Annotated in this window: 13 protein-coding genes; 11 read left to right on the top strand and 2 right to left on the bottom strand. The window is 61.8% G+C overall.

The annotated features are described in order from the left end of the window. Nucleotides 1–52 precede the first annotated feature (52 nt). From U8326_RS09120 to U8326_RS09085, 8 genes are all read left to right on the top strand, one after another. On the top strand, nucleotides 53–748 hold the full coding sequence (locus tag U8326_RS09120) for an SDR family oxidoreductase (protein ID WP_324739865.1): 696 nt from the start codon (nucleotides 53–55) through the stop codon (nucleotides 746–748). Beyond that, entirely contained in the window at nucleotides 736–1,767 is a 1,032-nt protein-coding gene (locus U8326_RS09115; protein ID WP_324739864.1) for a phosphotransferase family protein, read from the top strand. Before U8326_RS09120 ends, U8326_RS09115 begins: the two co-directional genes overlap by 13 nt. Then, entirely contained in the window at nucleotides 1,767–3,425 is a 1,659-nt protein-coding gene (locus U8326_RS09110) for a long-chain-fatty-acid--CoA ligase (protein WP_324739862.1), read from the top strand. The genes U8326_RS09115 and U8326_RS09110 overlap by 1 nt, the downstream gene beginning before the upstream one ends. Then, nucleotides 3,418–4,071, top strand: a complete 654-nt coding sequence (locus U8326_RS09105) for a TetR/AcrR family transcriptional regulator (protein WP_324739861.1) — start codon at nucleotides 3,418–3,420, stop codon at nucleotides 4,069–4,071. Before U8326_RS09110 ends, U8326_RS09105 begins: the two co-directional genes overlap by 8 nt. A gap of 121 nt (nucleotides 4,072–4,192) precedes the next feature. Then, entirely contained in the window at nucleotides 4,193–5,269 is a 1,077-nt protein-coding gene (locus tag U8326_RS09100; RefSeq protein ID WP_324739860.1) for an LLM class flavin-dependent oxidoreductase, read from the top strand. Between the two features lie 11 nt (nucleotides 5,270–5,280). Then, nucleotides 5,281–6,441, top strand: a complete 1,161-nt coding sequence (locus tag U8326_RS09095) for a CaiB/BaiF CoA-transferase family protein (protein WP_324739859.1) — start codon at nucleotides 5,281–5,283, stop codon at nucleotides 6,439–6,441. Between the two features lie 500 nt (nucleotides 6,442–6,941). Then, the gene (locus tag U8326_RS09090) at nucleotides 6,942–9,269 is read left to right on the top strand and encodes a glycosyltransferase family 4 protein (protein WP_324739857.1); all 2,328 of its coding nucleotides are present in this window, start codon (nucleotides 6,942–6,944) and stop codon (nucleotides 9,267–9,269) included. After that, the gene (locus U8326_RS09085) at nucleotides 9,241–10,551 is read left to right on the top strand and encodes a glycoside hydrolase family 130 protein (protein ID WP_324739856.1); all 1,311 of its coding nucleotides are present in this window, start codon (nucleotides 9,241–9,243) and stop codon (nucleotides 10,549–10,551) included. The genes U8326_RS09090 and U8326_RS09085 overlap by 29 nt, the downstream gene beginning before the upstream one ends. A gap of 47 nt (nucleotides 10,552–10,598) precedes the next feature. Here U8326_RS09085 and U8326_RS09080 read toward each other — a convergent pair whose 3' ends face one another. Both U8326_RS09080 and U8326_RS09075 read right to left on the bottom strand, forming a co-directional pair. After that, nucleotides 10,599–11,456, bottom strand: a complete 858-nt coding sequence (locus tag U8326_RS09080) for an SMP-30/gluconolactonase/LRE family protein (RefSeq protein ID WP_324739855.1) — start codon at nucleotides 11,454–11,456, stop codon at nucleotides 10,599–10,601. Nucleotides 11,457–11,668: 212 nt separating this feature from the next. Next, nucleotides 11,669–12,436 carry a FadR/GntR family transcriptional regulator gene (locus U8326_RS09075; RefSeq protein WP_324739854.1) on the bottom strand — a complete coding sequence of 256 codons (768 nt, stop codon included), beginning with the start codon at nucleotides 12,434–12,436 and terminating at the stop codon, nucleotides 11,669–11,671. 164 nt (nucleotides 12,437–12,600) lie between these two features. Here U8326_RS09075 and U8326_RS09070 point away from each other — a divergent pair, with 164 nt between their 5' ends. The 3 genes from U8326_RS09070 (at nucleotide 12,601) to U8326_RS09060 (ending at nucleotide 16,725) form a co-directional block, all read left to right on the top strand. Next, a complete protein-coding gene (locus U8326_RS09070) occupies nucleotides 12,601–14,355 on the top strand; it encodes an N-acyl-D-amino-acid deacylase family protein (RefSeq protein WP_324739853.1) in 1,755 nt (584 codons plus the stop codon). Between the two features lie 86 nt (nucleotides 14,356–14,441). Further along, nucleotides 14,442–15,773: a phosphotransferase family protein gene (locus U8326_RS09065; protein ID WP_324739852.1), complete on the top strand. Its 1,332-nt coding sequence runs from the start codon at nucleotides 14,442–14,444 to the stop codon at nucleotides 15,771–15,773. A gap of 25 nt (nucleotides 15,774–15,798) precedes the next feature. Then, on the top strand, nucleotides 15,799–16,725 hold the full coding sequence (locus U8326_RS09060; RefSeq protein WP_324739851.1) for a DUF7065 domain-containing protein: 927 nt from the start codon (nucleotides 15,799–15,801) through the stop codon (nucleotides 16,723–16,725). Nucleotides 16,726–16,727 lie beyond the last annotated feature (2 nt).

The following is a 16,727-nucleotide window of genomic DNA, read 5'->3' as shown; positions in this document are numbered from 1 at the left end:
GCAGACGCGCATCATGGTTGAAGCATCGGGCACATCTTCCAGGCGTTGGCTGGTGACAGGGGCATCGCGCGGGCTTGGCCGCGCGATCGCCGCCACGGCGCTTGCCCGTGGCGACCGCGTGTGCCTTGTCGCCCGGGACAAGGGGATCGTCGAAGCCGCGAGCGCATTGGGCCAGGACGCCATCGGCGTGGCTGCCGATGTAACCCGCGAGGAGGACATCCGCCGCGCCTGCGCCGCCGCCGCCGAACAGTGGGGCGGTATCGACATATTGGTGAACAATGCCGGCCTGCATCGCGGCGGCAGGGTGGACTCGCTCGATCTCGACGATTGGGAGCAATCGCTGGCCACCAATCTGGGCGGGCCGATGAAGACGGTGCGCAATGCGCTGCCTTTCATGGGCGAGGGCGGGGCCATCATCAATATCGGCGCGGTGGTGGGCTTCCGGGGGTTCCCCGGCGACAGTTGCTATGGCGCTTCCAAGGCCGGACTGGCTGGATTGACGCAGGTCCTTGCGGTCGAGTTGGCGAGGCAAGGCATCCGGGTGAATCTCGTGGTTCCAGGCTTCGTCTCCACCGAAATGACGCAAGGCTTGTCGGAGCGGGCGAAGAGCGCGATCATCGCCAAGATTCCCCTGCGCAGAATGGGCGATGCCGAGGAGATCGCCGATGTTTGCTGGTGGGTCGCCGGCTCCACCTACATGACCGGCTCGGTAATCATGACCGACGGGGGGCTGATGTGCAGCCTCTAGCGCTGGAGCGCGACGCGGCATTTTCGCAATGGCTGGCTACGGAATGCGGCATTGAGGGCGGGCGGCTCGGCCAGGTTCTCGCTGGCGGCAATTCCAACGTGACGCGGCGGGTCGAAACCCCGTCCGGTCCCTTGGTGCTGCGCCATCCGCCGGTCGATGTCATTTCCGACAAGGCGGCTGCCGGGATCTCGCGGGAATTCACGGCTCTGAAGGCGCTTCATGGCAGCGCGCCGGTTCCCCGCCCGGTGGCGTGGTGCGACGACCGCTCCATCCTTGGCCAGCCCTTCGCGCTGACGGAATGGATCGACGGCGTGGCTTTGACCACGGAGCTGCCGGCGGAATATCCGGCGGGGGCGGTCAGCATCGATCAGCTGGGCAGGGAGATGATAGCGGCGCTGGCCGCGGTTCATCGGATGGCCTGGGAAGGCAAGGTGCCGGAAGGCTTCGGACGCCCCTCGGGATTCGTCGAGCGCCAGATCGATCGTTGGCTGGACATCAGGCGGAACCGGCAGGTTCGCGATCTCCCGCTGATCGGTCAGCTGGGCGAATGGCTCAGGGACAATGCCCCCGCTTCCGGCCGGGCCAGTATCATCCATTGCGATTTCCATCTCGACAATTGCCTGATGGACCGCGGGGAACCGCGCCTGAAGGCGATCCTCGATTGGGAAATGGCGACGATCGGCGATCCGCTCGTCGATCTGGGGCTTTGCCTGTTCTTCTGGAAGCGGGATGGCCGGGGTGCGATCGGGTTTCCCTTCGTGCAGGGCCTGTCCAACGATCCTGCCGCGATCGAGCGGCGCGAACTGGCCGATCTGTGGTCCGAGCTGAGCGGCATCGACCATGGCGACCTTTCCTATTTCATGGTTTTTTCCGCCTGGCGCCTCGCCGCTATCGTTGAAGGGGCGTTCGTGCTTTATCGTGAAGGCAAGGTGGACAGCGATTATGCCCGCAATCTGGAACGGGATGTCCCGAACCTGCTGTGGGAAGCTGCCGCCCTGATCGATAGAGGAGGGGTGTGATGGGTCCGACCATGATGCAGCATCCCCTGACGACGCAGATGATCGTCCGTCGCGGGGAACGGCTCTTTCCGGAAAGCCGGGTGGTCACTTATGACGGCGGGGAGTATTCCGAAGCGTCGTTCGCGCGGATCGCCGCGCGGGCGCGCAGCTTGGCCAGTGCGCTGGTCGCGCTGGGCCTTGCCCCAGGCGATCGCATCGGCACCTTCGCCTGGAACAACGATGCGCATCTGGAAGCCTATCTTGCCGTGCCTGCGGCGGGCTATGTCCTCCACACGCTGAACATTCGCCTGTTCGCGGATCAGCTGGCCTATATCGTGGAACATGCGGAGGATCGCGCCATACTGGTCGAAGCTTCGCTGCTTCCGCTGCTGGAGCCGGTGCTGTCGCGCCAGTCCTGCGTGGAACAGCTGATCGTGTTCGGCGGAAAGGCCGATGCCGTCGCTGGATTCAAGGGTGCGATCCACTATTACGAAGATCTGATCGCCGGTCATGATCCGATGGAGCAATGGCCGGAAGTGGCGGAGAACAGCGCGGCGGTGGTCTGCTATACCTCCGGCACCACCGGCAACCCGAAAGGGGTGGTTTACAGCCATCGTTCGATCTTCCTCCACAGCCTGGGGTCGATGGGCGTGGATGCGTTCGCCATCAGCAATCGCGACAACATCCTGATGTTGCCGCCGATGTTCCATGCCAATGCCTGGGGGCTGCCGTTCTCTGGCTGGTTCGCCGGCAGCGACATGGTGATGCCCGGCCCGCATCTGCAGCCGGACAAGATCGCGGCGATGGCGGCCGCGACCAAGCCCACCCTGACGGCAACGGTTCCCACCATCCTTAACGACCTGCTGCAGCTTCATGCCCGTTCTCCGATAGAGATGGGCAGCTTTCGCACGATCATTGGTGGCGGTTCGGCGGTTTCGCCGGTGCTGATCGAACGGGTGAAGGACGCATGGGGTGTCGATATCGTGCAAGGTTGGGGCATGACCGAAACCAGCCCGATGTGCGTGGTTTCCTTCCCGCCGCGCGATGCAGCGCCGGAAGTGGCGGTCGAATGGCGCGCCAAGAGCGGCAGGCCGGTGGCCGGGATGGAAGTCCGCGCGGTGGACGACGAGGGCAGGCCTGTTACGGAAGACGGGAGGACCGTGGGCAGGTTGCAGTTGCGCGGGCCATGGGTGGCGGCGGGATATTACCGCCAGCCCGCGCAGGATGCTCCGTTGAGCGCGGACGGCTGGCTGGAAACGGGCGATGTCGGGACGATCGACGAGCGCGGCTATGTCCTGCTGACCGACCGGACGAAGGATCTCATCAAGTCGGGCGGGGAATGGATTTCCTCGGTCGATCTGGAAAACCGGATCGCGCGATTTCCCGGCATCGCGGAAGTGGCGGTGGTGGCGGTTGCCGACAGCCGCTGGGAAGAGCGCCCGCTGGCGATCGTCGTCGCGCAGGAGGGGCAGGAGCCGGATTTTGGAGAAATCCGACGCTATCTGGCAGGGCAAATTGCAAAATTCATGATTCCGGAATATTGGGCCTGCGTTCCCGGCCTTCCCAAGACAAGCGTTGGCAAGATCGACAAGAAATTCCTGCGCGGGGAAGTGCAGAGCGGAACCTTGCCTTATCTCACTGAAACCGGGTTCGGCCACGCGGAACATGTCTATGAATGAAAATCTGGCTATCAAAGGTGTTTCCAAGGCCAAGCCGCGCATGACCCAGGCGGAGCGCACGGCCCTGTCCGATGCGCGCATGTACGAAGCGGCGATGCAGTTGATCGTCGAACGCGGCACTCACAATACCACGCTGAAGGATGTGGGCGAACGGGCCGGCTACAGCCGCGGCCTCGCCAGCAACCGCTTCGGCTCGAAGGAAGTTCTGTTCAGCCAGATGGTGCGGGACTTCAACCGGAAATGGGCGAGCGGCCTGAAGGGCTTTGTGGAGGATCGGACCGGCCTTGCCGCCTTCATGAGCGCGTTCGATGCGGTCGAATACTTCCTCATGAACCACACGATCGAGATGCAGGCGCTGTATATCCTGTGGTTCGAATCCATGACCAGCCACACGGTCGTTCGCCGGCGGCTGGCGGCGAATCATTCGGCCTACCGCCGGGATGCGGAACGCTGGGTGAGGGAAGGGATCGAGGAAGGGGCCATTCGCCCGTCCATCGACCCCAGCTGCTTCGCGGTGGAATTCGCGGCGCTGATCTTCGGGCTGGTCTACCAGTGGCTGGTGGACCCGTCGGCGATCAACATTCACGCGGTGTTCCAGCACTACCGGCGCAGCACTCTGGAAATACTTGCCGAAAGACGCCCGTGAAGGAGCGGGCGGGAACGATCATCAAGGCAATGATACTTGCTCGAAGTAAGCAAATAAATTAGTTTTGGCTGCATGTCGCGACGGTTCCATCCAACCGTCCGGAGATAACAGGAGAGGTGAGATGCGTGTTGGTCTTTTGATGGTATTTCAGAACTTTATGGATCAGACGACGGATCGGGAGGCATGGGACCGCGATATCCATCTGTGCAGTCTGGCCGAGCCGCTGGGGTTCGATACGGTCGGGTCGGTGGAGCATCATTTCTCCAATTACGCGATGTCTCCCGACAACATCCAGTTCCTGTCCTACCTTGCCGCCAAGACCGAGCGGATCGGGCTGATGACCGGCGCCGTGATCCTGCCCTGGCATGACGATCCGATGCGCATTGTCGAGCGGATGATCGTGCTGGATTACCTCAGCAACGGGCGCGCCATGTTCGGCATCGGCAGGGGGCTTGCCCGGCGGGAATATGACACGTTCGGGCTGGACATGAACGAGGCGCGCGACCGCTTCGACGAATCCGCCGAATTTGTGATGAGCGGGCTGGAAACCGGCGTCTGCGAATGGGACGGAAAACACTACAAGCAGGTCCGCACCGAAGTGCGTCCGCGTCCGTTGTCGAGTTTCAGGAACAGGTTCTTCTCTGTCGCCATGTCGTCCGACTCGGTGCCGGTCTGCGCGCGTCTGGGCGCCACCATGATGAGCTTCGCGCAGAAGCCGTGGGAGCAGATGATCCCCCATTTCTCGAGCTATCGGGAATTGTATGAGCAGCACCACGGCGAAAAGGCTCCGGCGCCGATCTGTGTGGATTTCATGGCGTGCGATGAAAGCGCGGAAAAGGCCGAGGCTCTCGCTCGCGAACATATGTCCAATTATTACGTGACGGTGATGGATCACTACGAAATGGCCGGCGACCACTTCAAGAACATGAAAGGTTATGGCGATTATGCGAATAACGCCAGCATGTTGCAGGACCTCGGCATGACCGATGCGGCCAATGCCTTCGTGGACATCAACACCTGGGGCACCCCGCAGCAGATCCTGGACAAGCTGCATGCCCGCAGGAACGCCCTGGGCAATTTCGATCTCACCGTTCAGGTCAGCTACGGCGGCATGTCCCGCGAAAACGCCGAAAGCGGAATCCGGCTGTTTGCGGAAAAAGTGCTTCCCGAAGTGCAATCCTGGAGCCGTATGAACTGATTGGCGAAGGAATGAGCGGGGCATCCAATCCTCTGCCGCTGGCCGGCGTCAGGATCATTGAACTGGGCGGTATCGGCCCCGGGCCGTTTTGCGGGATGATGCTCGCCGACAATGGCGCCGAGGTGATCCGGATCGATCGGCCGGGCGGCGTGCAGGCGGGCCTGCCGGTGGACGCCGGGCGGGATGTGATGCTGCGTTCCCGGCGCAACATCTCTCTCGATCTCAAGACTGCTGGCGGAGTGGAGATCGTGCGCCGGCTGGTAAGGAGCGCCGATGGGTTCATCGAAGGGTTCCGGCCGGGCGTTGCGGAGCGGCTGGGGCTTGGGCCGGATGACCTGATGGCGATCAACGCCCACCTGGTCTATGGCCGCATGACCGGTTGGGGCCAGGATGGGCCTTATGCTTCGCTGCCGGGGCACGACATCAATTATATCGCCATCAGCGGCGTGCTGGATGCGATAGGGCGCGCGGGCGAGGCTCCGGTTCCTCCGCTCAATCTCCTCGGGGATTATGGTGGAGGGGGATTGATGCTGGCTTTCGGCATGGTTTCGGCGATCATGGCGGCGCGCGGTGGCGCGCCGGGCCGGGTCGTGGATTGCGCCATGGCGGAAGGGGCGTCCGCACTCATGGCGGGCACCTGGACCCTGAAGAATCAGGGGGAATGGAACGGCGTGCGCGGCGAAAATCTGCTGGATGGCGGGGCGCCGTTCTACGACACCTATCGGACGAGCGATGGCCGATATTTGTGCATCGGCGCGATCGAGGAGAAGTTCTTTGCCCGTTTGACCGAATTGACCGGGGTCGCGCACGATCCCGATTTCAGCTCCCAGTATGACCGGGCCCGCTGGCCGGTGATGAAGGCCAAGCTGGCGGCCGTATTCGCGTCGAAATCGCTCAGGGAGTGGTGCGATCTGCTCGAGCACGAGGAAGTCTGCTTTGCTCCGGTGGTCGCGATGGGCGAGGCAGGGGAGCATTCCCACAACCGGGCGAGGGGGAATTTTCTGACCGTTGACGGGGTTACGCAGCCCGCTCCGGTGCCGCGCTATTCCGCCACCCCCGCGCCGCGGCCGAGGATGTGGAAGGAGAACAGCGATCTGGCGGCCTTGCTCGACGAATGCGGGTTCCAGTTGCCGGAAATCGAGCAACTGAAAGAGAGTGGCGCATTCGGATAATCCGCCCCGGTTCCTCGATTTGCCGGATGCCTGACACACCGCGCCGACCACCTGTTCCCTGCATCTGAAAAGTCGCTCGAAATGCGCCGAGCCGTTGGAACTTTTCGCGAGGGGTAAGGTTGGATGCTCGCTATGGTAGAATACAGGTTCGTTACTCCCCACCGCAGCGGCAAATGGTATCGGTCCTTGCGGGACGCCCAGCGATTTGCCTTCCGGATCGGAGCCGGTTTCCTCAGTGAAGCGACACTGGCCTTTGTGAGCTATCCCGGGGTTCGGCTCGAAAAGCGAATAATCCAGGGTGCAGGCTAGATTAGCGCGGCGGCAGGAGCCGTTTGCATCATTTCGGCAGTGCATCATTGCGACTTCTTAAGAAAACTATTTATTATCAATATGATAAATCGGAGTGTCATATCCCTTTGCATTTTTTCGCATATGCGGAACTTGCTCATCCTTCCTTGCGTTTAGGCAATGTCCACGCTGTGCGATGAAGGATTCCACTGATGTCCGGTGACTTTTCAAGTGTATTCGATCGTGCGCAGAGTGCCGATGTCCTGTCGATCTTCCCGAAGCTCAATTCTTCATCCGCCAGGCCGCTGAAGGTCGCGCTCGTCGGCAATTTCGCTCCTCGCAAATGCGGTATCGCGACATTCACGACCGATATTTTCAAGCAGCTTCGCGAGCATCGTCCCGATATTCACTTGGATGTCTATGCTTTGGACGATCCGGAAGCGGGTCTGGTCTATGAAGATATTGCCGCGACCATAGCCTGCAATGATCCTGCCGATTTTGCGGTGGCCGCGCGGAAGATCAACGAAGGCGCGCCGGACGTGATCTGGCTGCAGCACGAATATGGGATCTTCGGAGGTGAGTGCGGAGAACTGGTTTGCGATTTCGTGGACAGGCTGGCCGCCCCGCTCATCATTACCCTGCATACCGTGCTGAGCGCTCCGTCAACCCGGCAACGCGCAATCCTCAAGCATTTGATCTCCAGAGCATCGAGGGTAATGGTGATGTCCCGCCATTCGCGGGATCTGCTGGCGCAGGCCTATGATGCGCCGTCTGAAATCCTCGAAGTGATCGAGCATGGTGCGCCAGACCGGCCATTCGGCCGCCAGCGTCAATTCAAGGCCATGCTGGGCCATGCGGATCGCCCGATAATGATGACTTTCGGGCTGCTGGGACCCGGCAAGGGGCTGGAGCGAGCGATCGAAGCGCTGCCTGCCATCGTACAGTGGCATCCCGACATTCTATATCGGATCGTGGGTGCCACGCACCCCAACCTGATCGCCCGGGAAGGGGAAGCCTATCGTGAAAGGCTGGTCGCCCTGGCCGAAAATCTCGGGGTGGCGCAGCATATCGAGTGGGATAACCGCTTTCTCGACACCGAGGAATTGCTCGATCAGCTGGAAGCGTGCGACATTTACGTCACCCCCTATCTCAACCTTCAGCAATCCACATCAGGCACGCTCAGCTATGCGGTGGCGCTGGGAAAGGCGGTGGTTTCCACTCCCTATGTCCATGCCAGCGAATTGCTGGCGGATCAGGTCGGGGTGCTGATCGAACGCGATTCCGCGGATCAGATTGCCGCCGCGGTGATCGATCTGCTGGACGATCCGGACAGGCTGCGCGCCATTCAGCGGCGTGCCTATGCCAAGGGGCGAGAGACAATCTGGCCAAGGTTCGCGCAAGCCTCGGCCCGATTGATCGAAAGCGCCGTCGCTCCGGAAGGGCATCACGCTCCGTTGACCGCCACGCCGGGGTTGAGCGCGGTTTTCGCGATGAGCGACGGGACCGGCATGTTGCAGCACGCCATCGGGATCGTTCCCGACCGGCGCCATGGCTATTGCCTCGACGATAATGCGCGAGCGCTCATGCTCATGAATGTCGCCAGCGGGATGACCGATACGGAGAGGCTGCACTGGAGCATGATCTACGCATCCTTCATTCAGGATGCCTGGAACGAGGAAGCGGGCCGGTTCCGCAATTTCATGCGGTTCGACCGAAGCTGGTGCGAAGATGCCGGTTCGGAAGATTCCAACGGCAGGGCGCTCTGGGCGCTGGGACAAACCATTGAAACGGCGTCAAGCGACGATATGCGGCGCTGGGCGATGCGCTGGTGGGACACGACGCTTCCCCGGCTGGAAACGCTGGAATCGCCGCGCGCCGTCGCCTTCGCGATGCTGGGGTGCTGTGCGGTGCTGCGGGTTATGCCGGCTCATGACGCCTCGCGCATATTTGTGGCAAAAGGGTCGGATTTTCTCGTCCGGTTGCTGGGAAGCGGCAGGCGGCCTGACTGGGCCTGGTTCGAAGCCGTGCTTGGCTATGACAATCCCAGGCTTTGCCAGGCGATTATCGAAGCGGCGGAAGTGCTCGGCGACAATGCGTTGCTGGAAGCCGGTATCGAGACACTGCACTGGATTGCGGCGCAGCAACTATCCCCCACCGGGCATTTCAGGCCGATCGGTTCGGAAAGTTTCGGAAAGCCCCATCACTATCTTCCGTTCGATCAGCAGCCGCTGGAAGCGCAGGCGGCGATAGAGGCGGCGCGTTCCGCCCTTCGCGCAACTGGCAGCCCGCGATGGTTTGAGCATGGGCTGACCGCCTGGCGCTGGTTCTTCGGCAGCAACGATCGCGGTGTCGCCCTGGCCGATCTGGCCAGCGGCCGTTGCCGGGACGGTCTCACTCCAAGAGGAGCGAATGAAAATTGCGGTGCGGAATCGATACTTGCCTTTCAATTGTCTCATTATTCCATGCTAGCAATGGCGGCGCAGCAATGCGGAAGCATGGTGGGAGAGGAATTTGAGGCAGGTTCAAAATACACACGATAGTCCGCTGCATATCCTCGATACGCGATTGCACGCCGACCCTTCCCGGGTGGTGCTGCGCCCTTTCCACCTCGGCTGGCAGGCGCAGAGCGCGCCAGGCGGCAGGGCGCTGAAGCTGGTCGAGGATGTCGCCTCGCTGAGCGAGGAAGCGGCAGTGGCCGAATATGATCGCGTGCTCAGTGACTTCAAGGAGCGCCATTGGCAGACCGAGAGCATGTTCGCGGAGCGTTATGAAGAGGTTGAACGTTCTCTCAACCTGTTCAGCTGCAATTTTTCCGAAACGCGCAAGCGCCTGATCGGCGCGTATTTCTGCCATGAATATACCTATGCGGCGGCGGCACTGATGAACCCGTCCATCGTCCCGCACCCGGATCAGAGCGGAATAAGCGATGGCGCCTGCCGTTTCGTGATGAGCCTGCGCGCGGTGGGGGAAGGGCATATCAGTTCGATCGTCTTCCGCGAGGGCATCCTGCATGAGGACGGCAATTTCTCGCTTTGGCCGCAAAGCGCCTTCGCCACGTCGGTCGAACTCGATGACACTTCGCTTACGGACATCGATCGCGGAGTGACCGTGCATCGCCATCCTGACAGCAGCCTCTCCAACACGGTCATTTTCCCAATCACGGAACAGCAGCGCAATGGGCTGGAGGATTTGCGCCTTGTCCGTTTCGACCACGGCGGCGGCGATTATGAATGGATCGGGACTTATACCGCCTATTCTGGCGCCACGATCCGGTCCGAATTGCTGCGCACGCGGGATTTCAACCGCTTTCTGCTCGAGGCGATCGACGGGCGCGCGGGCCGTAACAAGGGGATGGCCCTTTTCCCGGAAAAGGTGGGCGGAAGCTATGCCATGGTTGGCCGCCAAGACGGCAAGAATCTTTACCTGCTTCATTCCGACCGGATCGATCGCTGGGATGATGAAGGCGCCTTGCTGATGGAGCCGCGCTTCCCATGGGAGTTCATCCAGATCGGCAATTGCGGCAGCCCGATCCGCACGGATGCGGGCTGGCTGCTGTTCACGCACGGGGTCGGCGCGATGCGCAAATATGCGCTGGGCTGCGCGCTTCTGGATATTGACGATCCATCGAAGGTGATCGGCCGAACTTCCGAGCCTGTGCTGACCGCCGTCGATGCGGATCGCTCCGGCTATGTGCCGAATGTGGTTTACACCTGCGGAGCGCTGCGGGCAGGCAACAGGCTGCTGATTCCCTATGGCATTTCCGACAGTGCCGTCGGCTTTGCGACCGCCAGTGTCGATGAGTTGCTGCAATTGATGGTGTAGCCGGGCAGGGGGGCGGCCGCTATCGCCCCTATGCCGTTCGCTGCATCTCAGGCTGCCGGAACGTTTGCCATTAGCGTCTGGATCGAGGCCTCGCTGTCCCAGTCATTGGCCATGCGTTCCACATTGGTGTCGGCCACCAGCAGAAACAGGGTGCGGCCATCATCGCCGCCCAGCATGCAGTCGACGCAATAGGTGCCTTTCCCGGCGGGCTTGACCACATCGGTCACAGTGCCCCCGTTGAGCACGCGGCGAAATTCCCCGGCAAAGGGCATCCCGACCCAGACCGCGCCTTCGGCATCCATGCAAAGGCCATCCAGCACATTGTTTTCGTCATCGCTGAAATCGGCGAAGACGCGCTGGTTGGAAAGGCTGCCGTCCGGCGCGATATCGAATGCGGTCAATCGGTATCCGAAGGATTCCGCCACGATCAGGCGGCGGCCATCGGCGGAAATGGCAATGCCGTTGGGGAACACCAGCCCGCTGCCGAAATGGGCGATTGCGCCGTCCGGCGCGATGCTCGTCACATGGGTGGCGGCAGGAGGGGCATGGGTGAACAGGTCATAGCCGAACTGCGTGACATAGGCCCGGCCCGTGGGGTCAACCGCCATGTCGTTGGCGTGCAGCACGCTCCCATTGAGGTCGATGCTGGCTTCTATCCGGCCACCCTTGCCGACCCGGTTGAGCGTATTGTCCTCCATGCCGATCACCAGCATGTCGCCATCGGCCGTCCAACCCAGCCCTGACGGCCTTTGCGGTATTGTCACTATCGTCTCAAGATCGCCGTCGGGGCGCATCCGGTGGACCTTGCGGTTCTTGATGTCCGAAAAATACAGATAGCCGTCCCGCCAGCGGGCTGCTTCCAGATAACCGAAGCCTTCCTTCACCACTTTTGGCCGTCCGTTCATGGCGCCTCTCCAGAATAATATGCCTTGCAGTCCGTTCCATGAGCAGCCGGCATGCTTTGCCGTGCTGCCTGATTTTTAGGCCATTTTACGCCCGGGAATGTCCTTCGCTCTCCGATGTCCCGGTTCTCATCCTATAGCGTGAGCTATAGCGTGAGGCGAATATCGTGGTTTTCTCCCGCGATGGCAGCCCCTCTGGCGGAACGGGCATGGAGTCAGCCGGTGGCCGAAGCGGCCTGCTGTTCGCTGGCCAGGCTGCGTTCCTTGGCGAGTTGCTGGAATGCGCCGACATGCTGGGCCATGAGCCGAAAGGCTTCGTCGCCATCCTGCTGCATGATGGCGGCCTGAATGCGGCCGTGAATCTTGACGGTTTCCCGCCGAACTTTCTCGGTGGTGCTGTAGCTCGGCCGCGAGGATGCGAGGATGGGCGAGGAGATCGCTTCCATCAGCGCGATCAACGGCGGGTTGTTGCTCGCGCGCGCAACGGCAAGGTGCCATTCCAGATTGATGCGCCGATAGGCTTCCAGATCGTTCACCTTGCTGGCGAATTGCTCCTGCAATGCCTGAAGATGTTCCGCCTCTTCATCGGTGCGATTGATGGCAGCGAGCCGCGCGAGCGTCGGCTCCACCGCAGCGCGGCAATCGAGCAGGGATTCGAAACTTACTTCATTGGTCTGAATGAACAGTTCGACGGGCCGGCGAATCGAATCCCGATCCGGCAAGGTCACCATCGAGCCGCCGCCGCGCCCGCCCCTGGTATTGATCAGGCCCTCGGCGGAAAGGACACGCAGCGCCTCGCGGACGGAGGATCGGCCAAGCCCGCTTTGCGCCACCAGTTCGCGTTCATTGGGCAGCGCATCGCCCGGCTTCAGTTCGCCAGACAGAATCAGTTCCCGAAGGCGTGACGCCAGCACGTCCGACGCCTTCTGGACAATGATGTTGGAAATCGCGGTTCGGGCGGTCTGTTCCATATTCGATTGCATTCGTAGCTTCATAAAGCCGTGGCTCGCAAACAATATCGTCAGGCCTGGAAAACTCCAAATATGATTATGGTCTGATGTTTAGATGCTTGACCGCAATGGTCGGCTCTCTACAATGCCGCGACTTGGCGTGAAAACGGGTGGGCAACCTGTGCAGGAGAGGTGCCATGCATGACATCGTAATTCGCGGCGGAACCGTGATCGACGGAACCGGGCGGAATCGTTTCCAGGCCGATGTGGCCATTTCGAAGGGGCGAATCGTCAAGGTGGGCCAGGTATCGGAAAGCGGCCGAAGGGAAATCGACGCCACCGGCAAGCTGGTCACGCCCGGCTGGGTGGATGTGCATACCCATTACGACGGGCAGGTCAGCTGGGATTCCTATCTCAGCCCATCCTGCTGGCACGGGGTCACCACGGTGGTGATGGGCAATTGCGGCGTGGGCTTCGCCCCGGTCGCGCCCGATTATCACGATCGGCTCATCAACATCATGGAAGGAGTGGAGGACATCCCCGGCACCGCGCTGGCGGAAGGTATCTGCTGGGAATGGGAGACGTTCCCGGAATATCTCGATTTCCTCGACAGCCGCAGCTACGCGCTCGACGTCGCAACCCAGATTCCGCACGCGGCGGTGCGGACTTACGTGATGGGCGATCGCGGCGGCGCGAACGAGCCTGCTACAGCCGAAGAGATCGCCCGCATGGCCGATCTGGTGGCCGATGGGCTGGCGGCTGGGGCATTCGGCTTCACTACGTCCCGCATCTCGGCGCACAGGACGGCCGATGGCGATGTCGTGCCCGGCACCCAGGTCGGGATCGACGAGATGGAGGGAATCTGCGCCGCGCTGGGCAAGGCGCCGGACGCCGTGTTCGAAGTGGTATCCGATCTGCATCTGGAGGTTCCGGGCAGCCTCACGGCTGAGGAGGATCTCGCATGGATGGGCGATCTGTCGCGCAGATATGGCGTGAAGTTCACCTTCCTGATGCACCGCAATCCAGGCAATCCGGAAAAATGGCGCCACATTATGAAGCTGACCGACGAGCAGAACGGCCGTGGCGCGGACCTCATGCCGCAGATCAGCCCCAGGCCGATCGGGATCATCATGGGCTGGCAAAGCAGCTTCAACATCTTCATGGGCCGCCCGACCTATGACCGGATCGCGAAGCTGCCCTTCGTGGAGCAGTTGCGCGAGCTGCGGCGGCCCGAAATCCGGGAAACGATCATTTCGGAGAAGTCTGGCAAGACCCCCTTCGAGGGGATACCCCTGTTGCCCGAGCTGATGTTCCGGCTCGCGTCGGAAGACGGTTTCCTCAATTACGAACCGGCCTATGCCGACAGCGTCAGGGCGCTGGCGGAGGCGCGCGGCGTTTCCGCCGATGCCATCATCTATGACATGCTGATGGAAAATGACGGGAACGGCTATGTCTACGTCGTGATCATGAACTATGCCGATTACAATCTTGAGTTCGTTCGTGAATTGATGGCCAAGGAAAGCGTCCTGCTGGGCGGGTCTGACGCAGGGGCGCATTGCGGCGCGATTTGCGACGCCGCCATCCCGACCTTCATGCTCAGCTACTGGGCTCGCGACCGCGAGGTCGGTCCGCGCCTTTCGATAGAGGAAGTGGTGGCCAAGCAGACCAGCCATACCGCGCGGGGATATGGCTTACACGATCGCGGCGTGATCGCCGAAGGAATGAGGGCCGATCTCAACATCATAGATTATGCCCGGATCAATTGCAGCGTCCCTTCCATGCTGTTCGACCTGCCGGCCGGCGGGCGCCGCCTTGTGCAGACCGCCACCGGCTATGACGCCACCATCGTAAATGGCGTAGTGACTTTCGAAGGCGGCGTGGCGACAGGTCAACTGCCGGGCAGGCTCGTTCGCCGCAGGCAGCATGCCGACGCCGAAGTGCTGGCCAACTGAAGATTGCAAGAATCAAGTATAACCACTTTGTAAAACTGGAAAACATGTCGTCACGCATAGCTAAGGAACAGGCGGGAAGCGCGCAGATGCTCGACCCCGGACTCGCCGAGTGGGTCATTGAAATCACTGGTGGGGAGATCGTGCGGACCTCGCGCGCATCCGGCGGCAACCGCCGGCAGACCTGGTGCATCGATATTGCCGGGCCGGACGGGAAAGTGTTGCCCCTGCTGCTGCGGTTCGATCCGCGCTCCGGCGATTCCGGCGCCGAGCCCTGGACGATCGAGCGGGAAGCGCAGGTATTCCAGGCGATCCGCGACATTCCGATCCGCGCGCCGAAGCTCGTCGGCTTCAATCCTGCGCTGCGCGCGGTGCTGACCGACCGTTCGGCCGGCGTCGCGGAGCTGCGCCACCTGAAGGACGATGTGGCCAAGCAGTATATCGCGCGCCAGTTCATGGAAGATCTCGCCACGCTGCATCGCCATCCGATCGGGGGGATCGAGCTGGCGGTCAGTGCCTCTGGCCCGCGCATGGCCGATCATATCGTCAACGAGCTGGACATATGGGAGGCGATGTATCGCGAGGTGGGCGAGGATGACCCGCTGCTCGAATTCGCGTTCCTCTGGCTGCGCAAGCATGTGCCCGAAACGGACCGCGCGCCGGTGCTGGCCCATGGCGACGCCGGCCCCGGCAATTTCATGTATGACAAGGGCGAACTGACCGCGCTGATCGACTGGGAATTTGCGCATCTGGGCGATCCGATGGACGACATCGCCTGGTTTTCCATGCGCTGCGTGATGGAGCCGGTCCCGGATTATTTCGAAGCCCTGCGCTGCTATGAGGAAGCCGTGGGCGCGCCGATCGACCGGGCCAGCCTGCTTTACCATCGCGTGCTGGTCTCCACCCGCGTCGTGGTGATCCGCCACCGCAATTTCGCCAGCGAGCCGGCCCATGCGATCGTTTCGCGTGGGCTCAACCGGCGCTTGCTGGTGGAGGCCCTGTCGGCGGCCAGCGGGACGGAGATCGAGCGGGCGCCGCCGGTGGATTCGCCCGAGACGGAATATACTTCGCTGTATGACAGGGTGATCGCCGACCTCGGCAATATCATCGTGCCGCGCAGCAGCGATCCGGCCGCCAGCGCCGCCGCCAAGAATGCGGCCAAGGTGGTGAAATACCTCAAGGCGATTGATCGCTATGGCCGGGATATCGAGGCGGTCGAACTGGCCGAACTGGAAAGGCTGCTGGGCGCTCGCCCGGGCAGCGTGGAACAAGGGCAGCAGGCGCTGTGCGCCGCGCTCAGGCAGGAGGGCGTGTCCTTCGATCAGGCGCTGACCTATTTCGCCGGCGCCGGGGTGCGCGGCGCGCAATTGAGCGCGGAAGCATCCGGCAGCATCGCCGGCCGCCATTACATTGAAATTTGAGAGGGACAGCTCGATGCGCGAGATAATGGCGAGCGACGACAATTTCCATTTCGCCCAGATGGGCGACCGCTGGTGGATGACGGAAACGGCTTGGTTTTCCTTCTGCATTCCGGAGCGCAAGATGGGCGGCTGGTTCTACAACATGATCCGGCCCAATATCGGCACGGTATCGGGCGGCGCCTGGGTGTGGGACGATAGCGCGACCTTGCCGTGGGAAGTGCCCTATTCCAGCAACCTTACCGTCATGCCGCTGCAGGAAGATGCGGACCTGAACGACATAACGCTCCGCAACGGGGTGTCGCTCAAGACGCTGGAGCCGCTGAAGGTCTATCGGATCGGCTATGAGGACGGCGACCTGCTGAAGGCCGACCTGTGCTTCGAGGCGGTGATGCCGCCGCGCCCGCTGCGCAAGCCCGGTTCTGCTTTCGGGGACCTGACCCATTTCGACCAGTTCGGGCGGGTGACCGGCAAGCTGCATTTGCACGGCGAGGAGATCGCGGTGGATTGCCTGGCCATGCGTGACCGCAGCTGGGGTCCGCGCCCTGAGCATCGCCCTCGCAAGAGCGCCTATGTCACCGGCATCGCCTCGCCCGACGATTGCTTCCTGTTCGTGACCAAGGCCAACGAGCTGTCCGAACAGCTCGCTTATGGCTTCATGATCAAGGATGGCGAGATCGGCGATCTGGTGGAAGGCATGCGCCGCGTCGAGCGCGATCCGCGAACAGGCTTCGTCGAGCGCATCCTTATCGAGGGCGTGGACGAATATGGCCGCAGGCTGGAGGCGGAAGGCAAGAAGCTGAGCGGGATCACGCTGATCCGCCACAGCTTCATCGATCATAACGGACTGATGGAATGGTCCATCAACGGCAAGACCGGCCATGGCGAGGATCAGGACATGTGGCCGGTCCATGACTGGTCGCGATACCGGCGCGAAACGGGAAGGGCAGGCTGAAG

The organism is Tsuneonella sp. CC-YZS046, from assembly GCF_035581365.1.
Lineage (GTDB): Bacteria > Pseudomonadota > Alphaproteobacteria > Sphingomonadales > Sphingomonadaceae > JAWKXU01.
The sequence above is the reverse complement of the archived record's forward strand: the minus strand, read 5'-3'. Positions and strand labels throughout refer to the sequence as shown.

Coding starts and splice junctions, on each gene's coding strand:
- U8326_RS09095 (WP_324739859.1), top strand. CDS start 5,281: ATGAGCGGGGCATCCAATCCTCTGCCGCTGGCCGGCGTCAGGATCATT.
- U8326_RS09080 (WP_324739855.1), bottom strand. CDS start 11,456: ATGAACGGACGGCCAAAAGTGGTGAAGGAAGGCTTCGGTTATCTGGAA.
- U8326_RS09060 (WP_324739851.1), top strand. CDS start 15,799: ATGGCGAGCGACGACAATTTCCATTTCGCCCAGATGGGCGACCGCTGG.
- U8326_RS09075 (WP_324739854.1), bottom strand. CDS start 12,436: ATGCAATCGAATATGGAACAGACCGCCCGAACCGCGATTTCCAACATC.
- U8326_RS09100 (WP_324739860.1), top strand. CDS start 4,193: ATGCGTGTTGGTCTTTTGATGGTATTTCAGAACTTTATGGATCAGACG.
- U8326_RS09070 (WP_324739853.1), top strand. CDS start 12,601: ATGCATGACATCGTAATTCGCGGCGGAACCGTGATCGACGGAACCGGG.
- U8326_RS09090 (WP_324739857.1), top strand. CDS start 6,942: ATGTCCGGTGACTTTTCAAGTGTATTCGATCGTGCGCAGAGTGCCGAT.
- U8326_RS09065 (WP_324739852.1), top strand. CDS start 14,442: ATGCTCGACCCCGGACTCGCCGAGTGGGTCATTGAAATCACTGGTGGG.
- U8326_RS09110 (WP_324739862.1), top strand. CDS start 1,767: ATGGGTCCGACCATGATGCAGCATCCCCTGACGACGCAGATGATCGTC.
- U8326_RS09105 (WP_324739861.1), top strand. CDS start 3,418: ATGAATGAAAATCTGGCTATCAAAGGTGTTTCCAAGGCCAAGCCGCGC.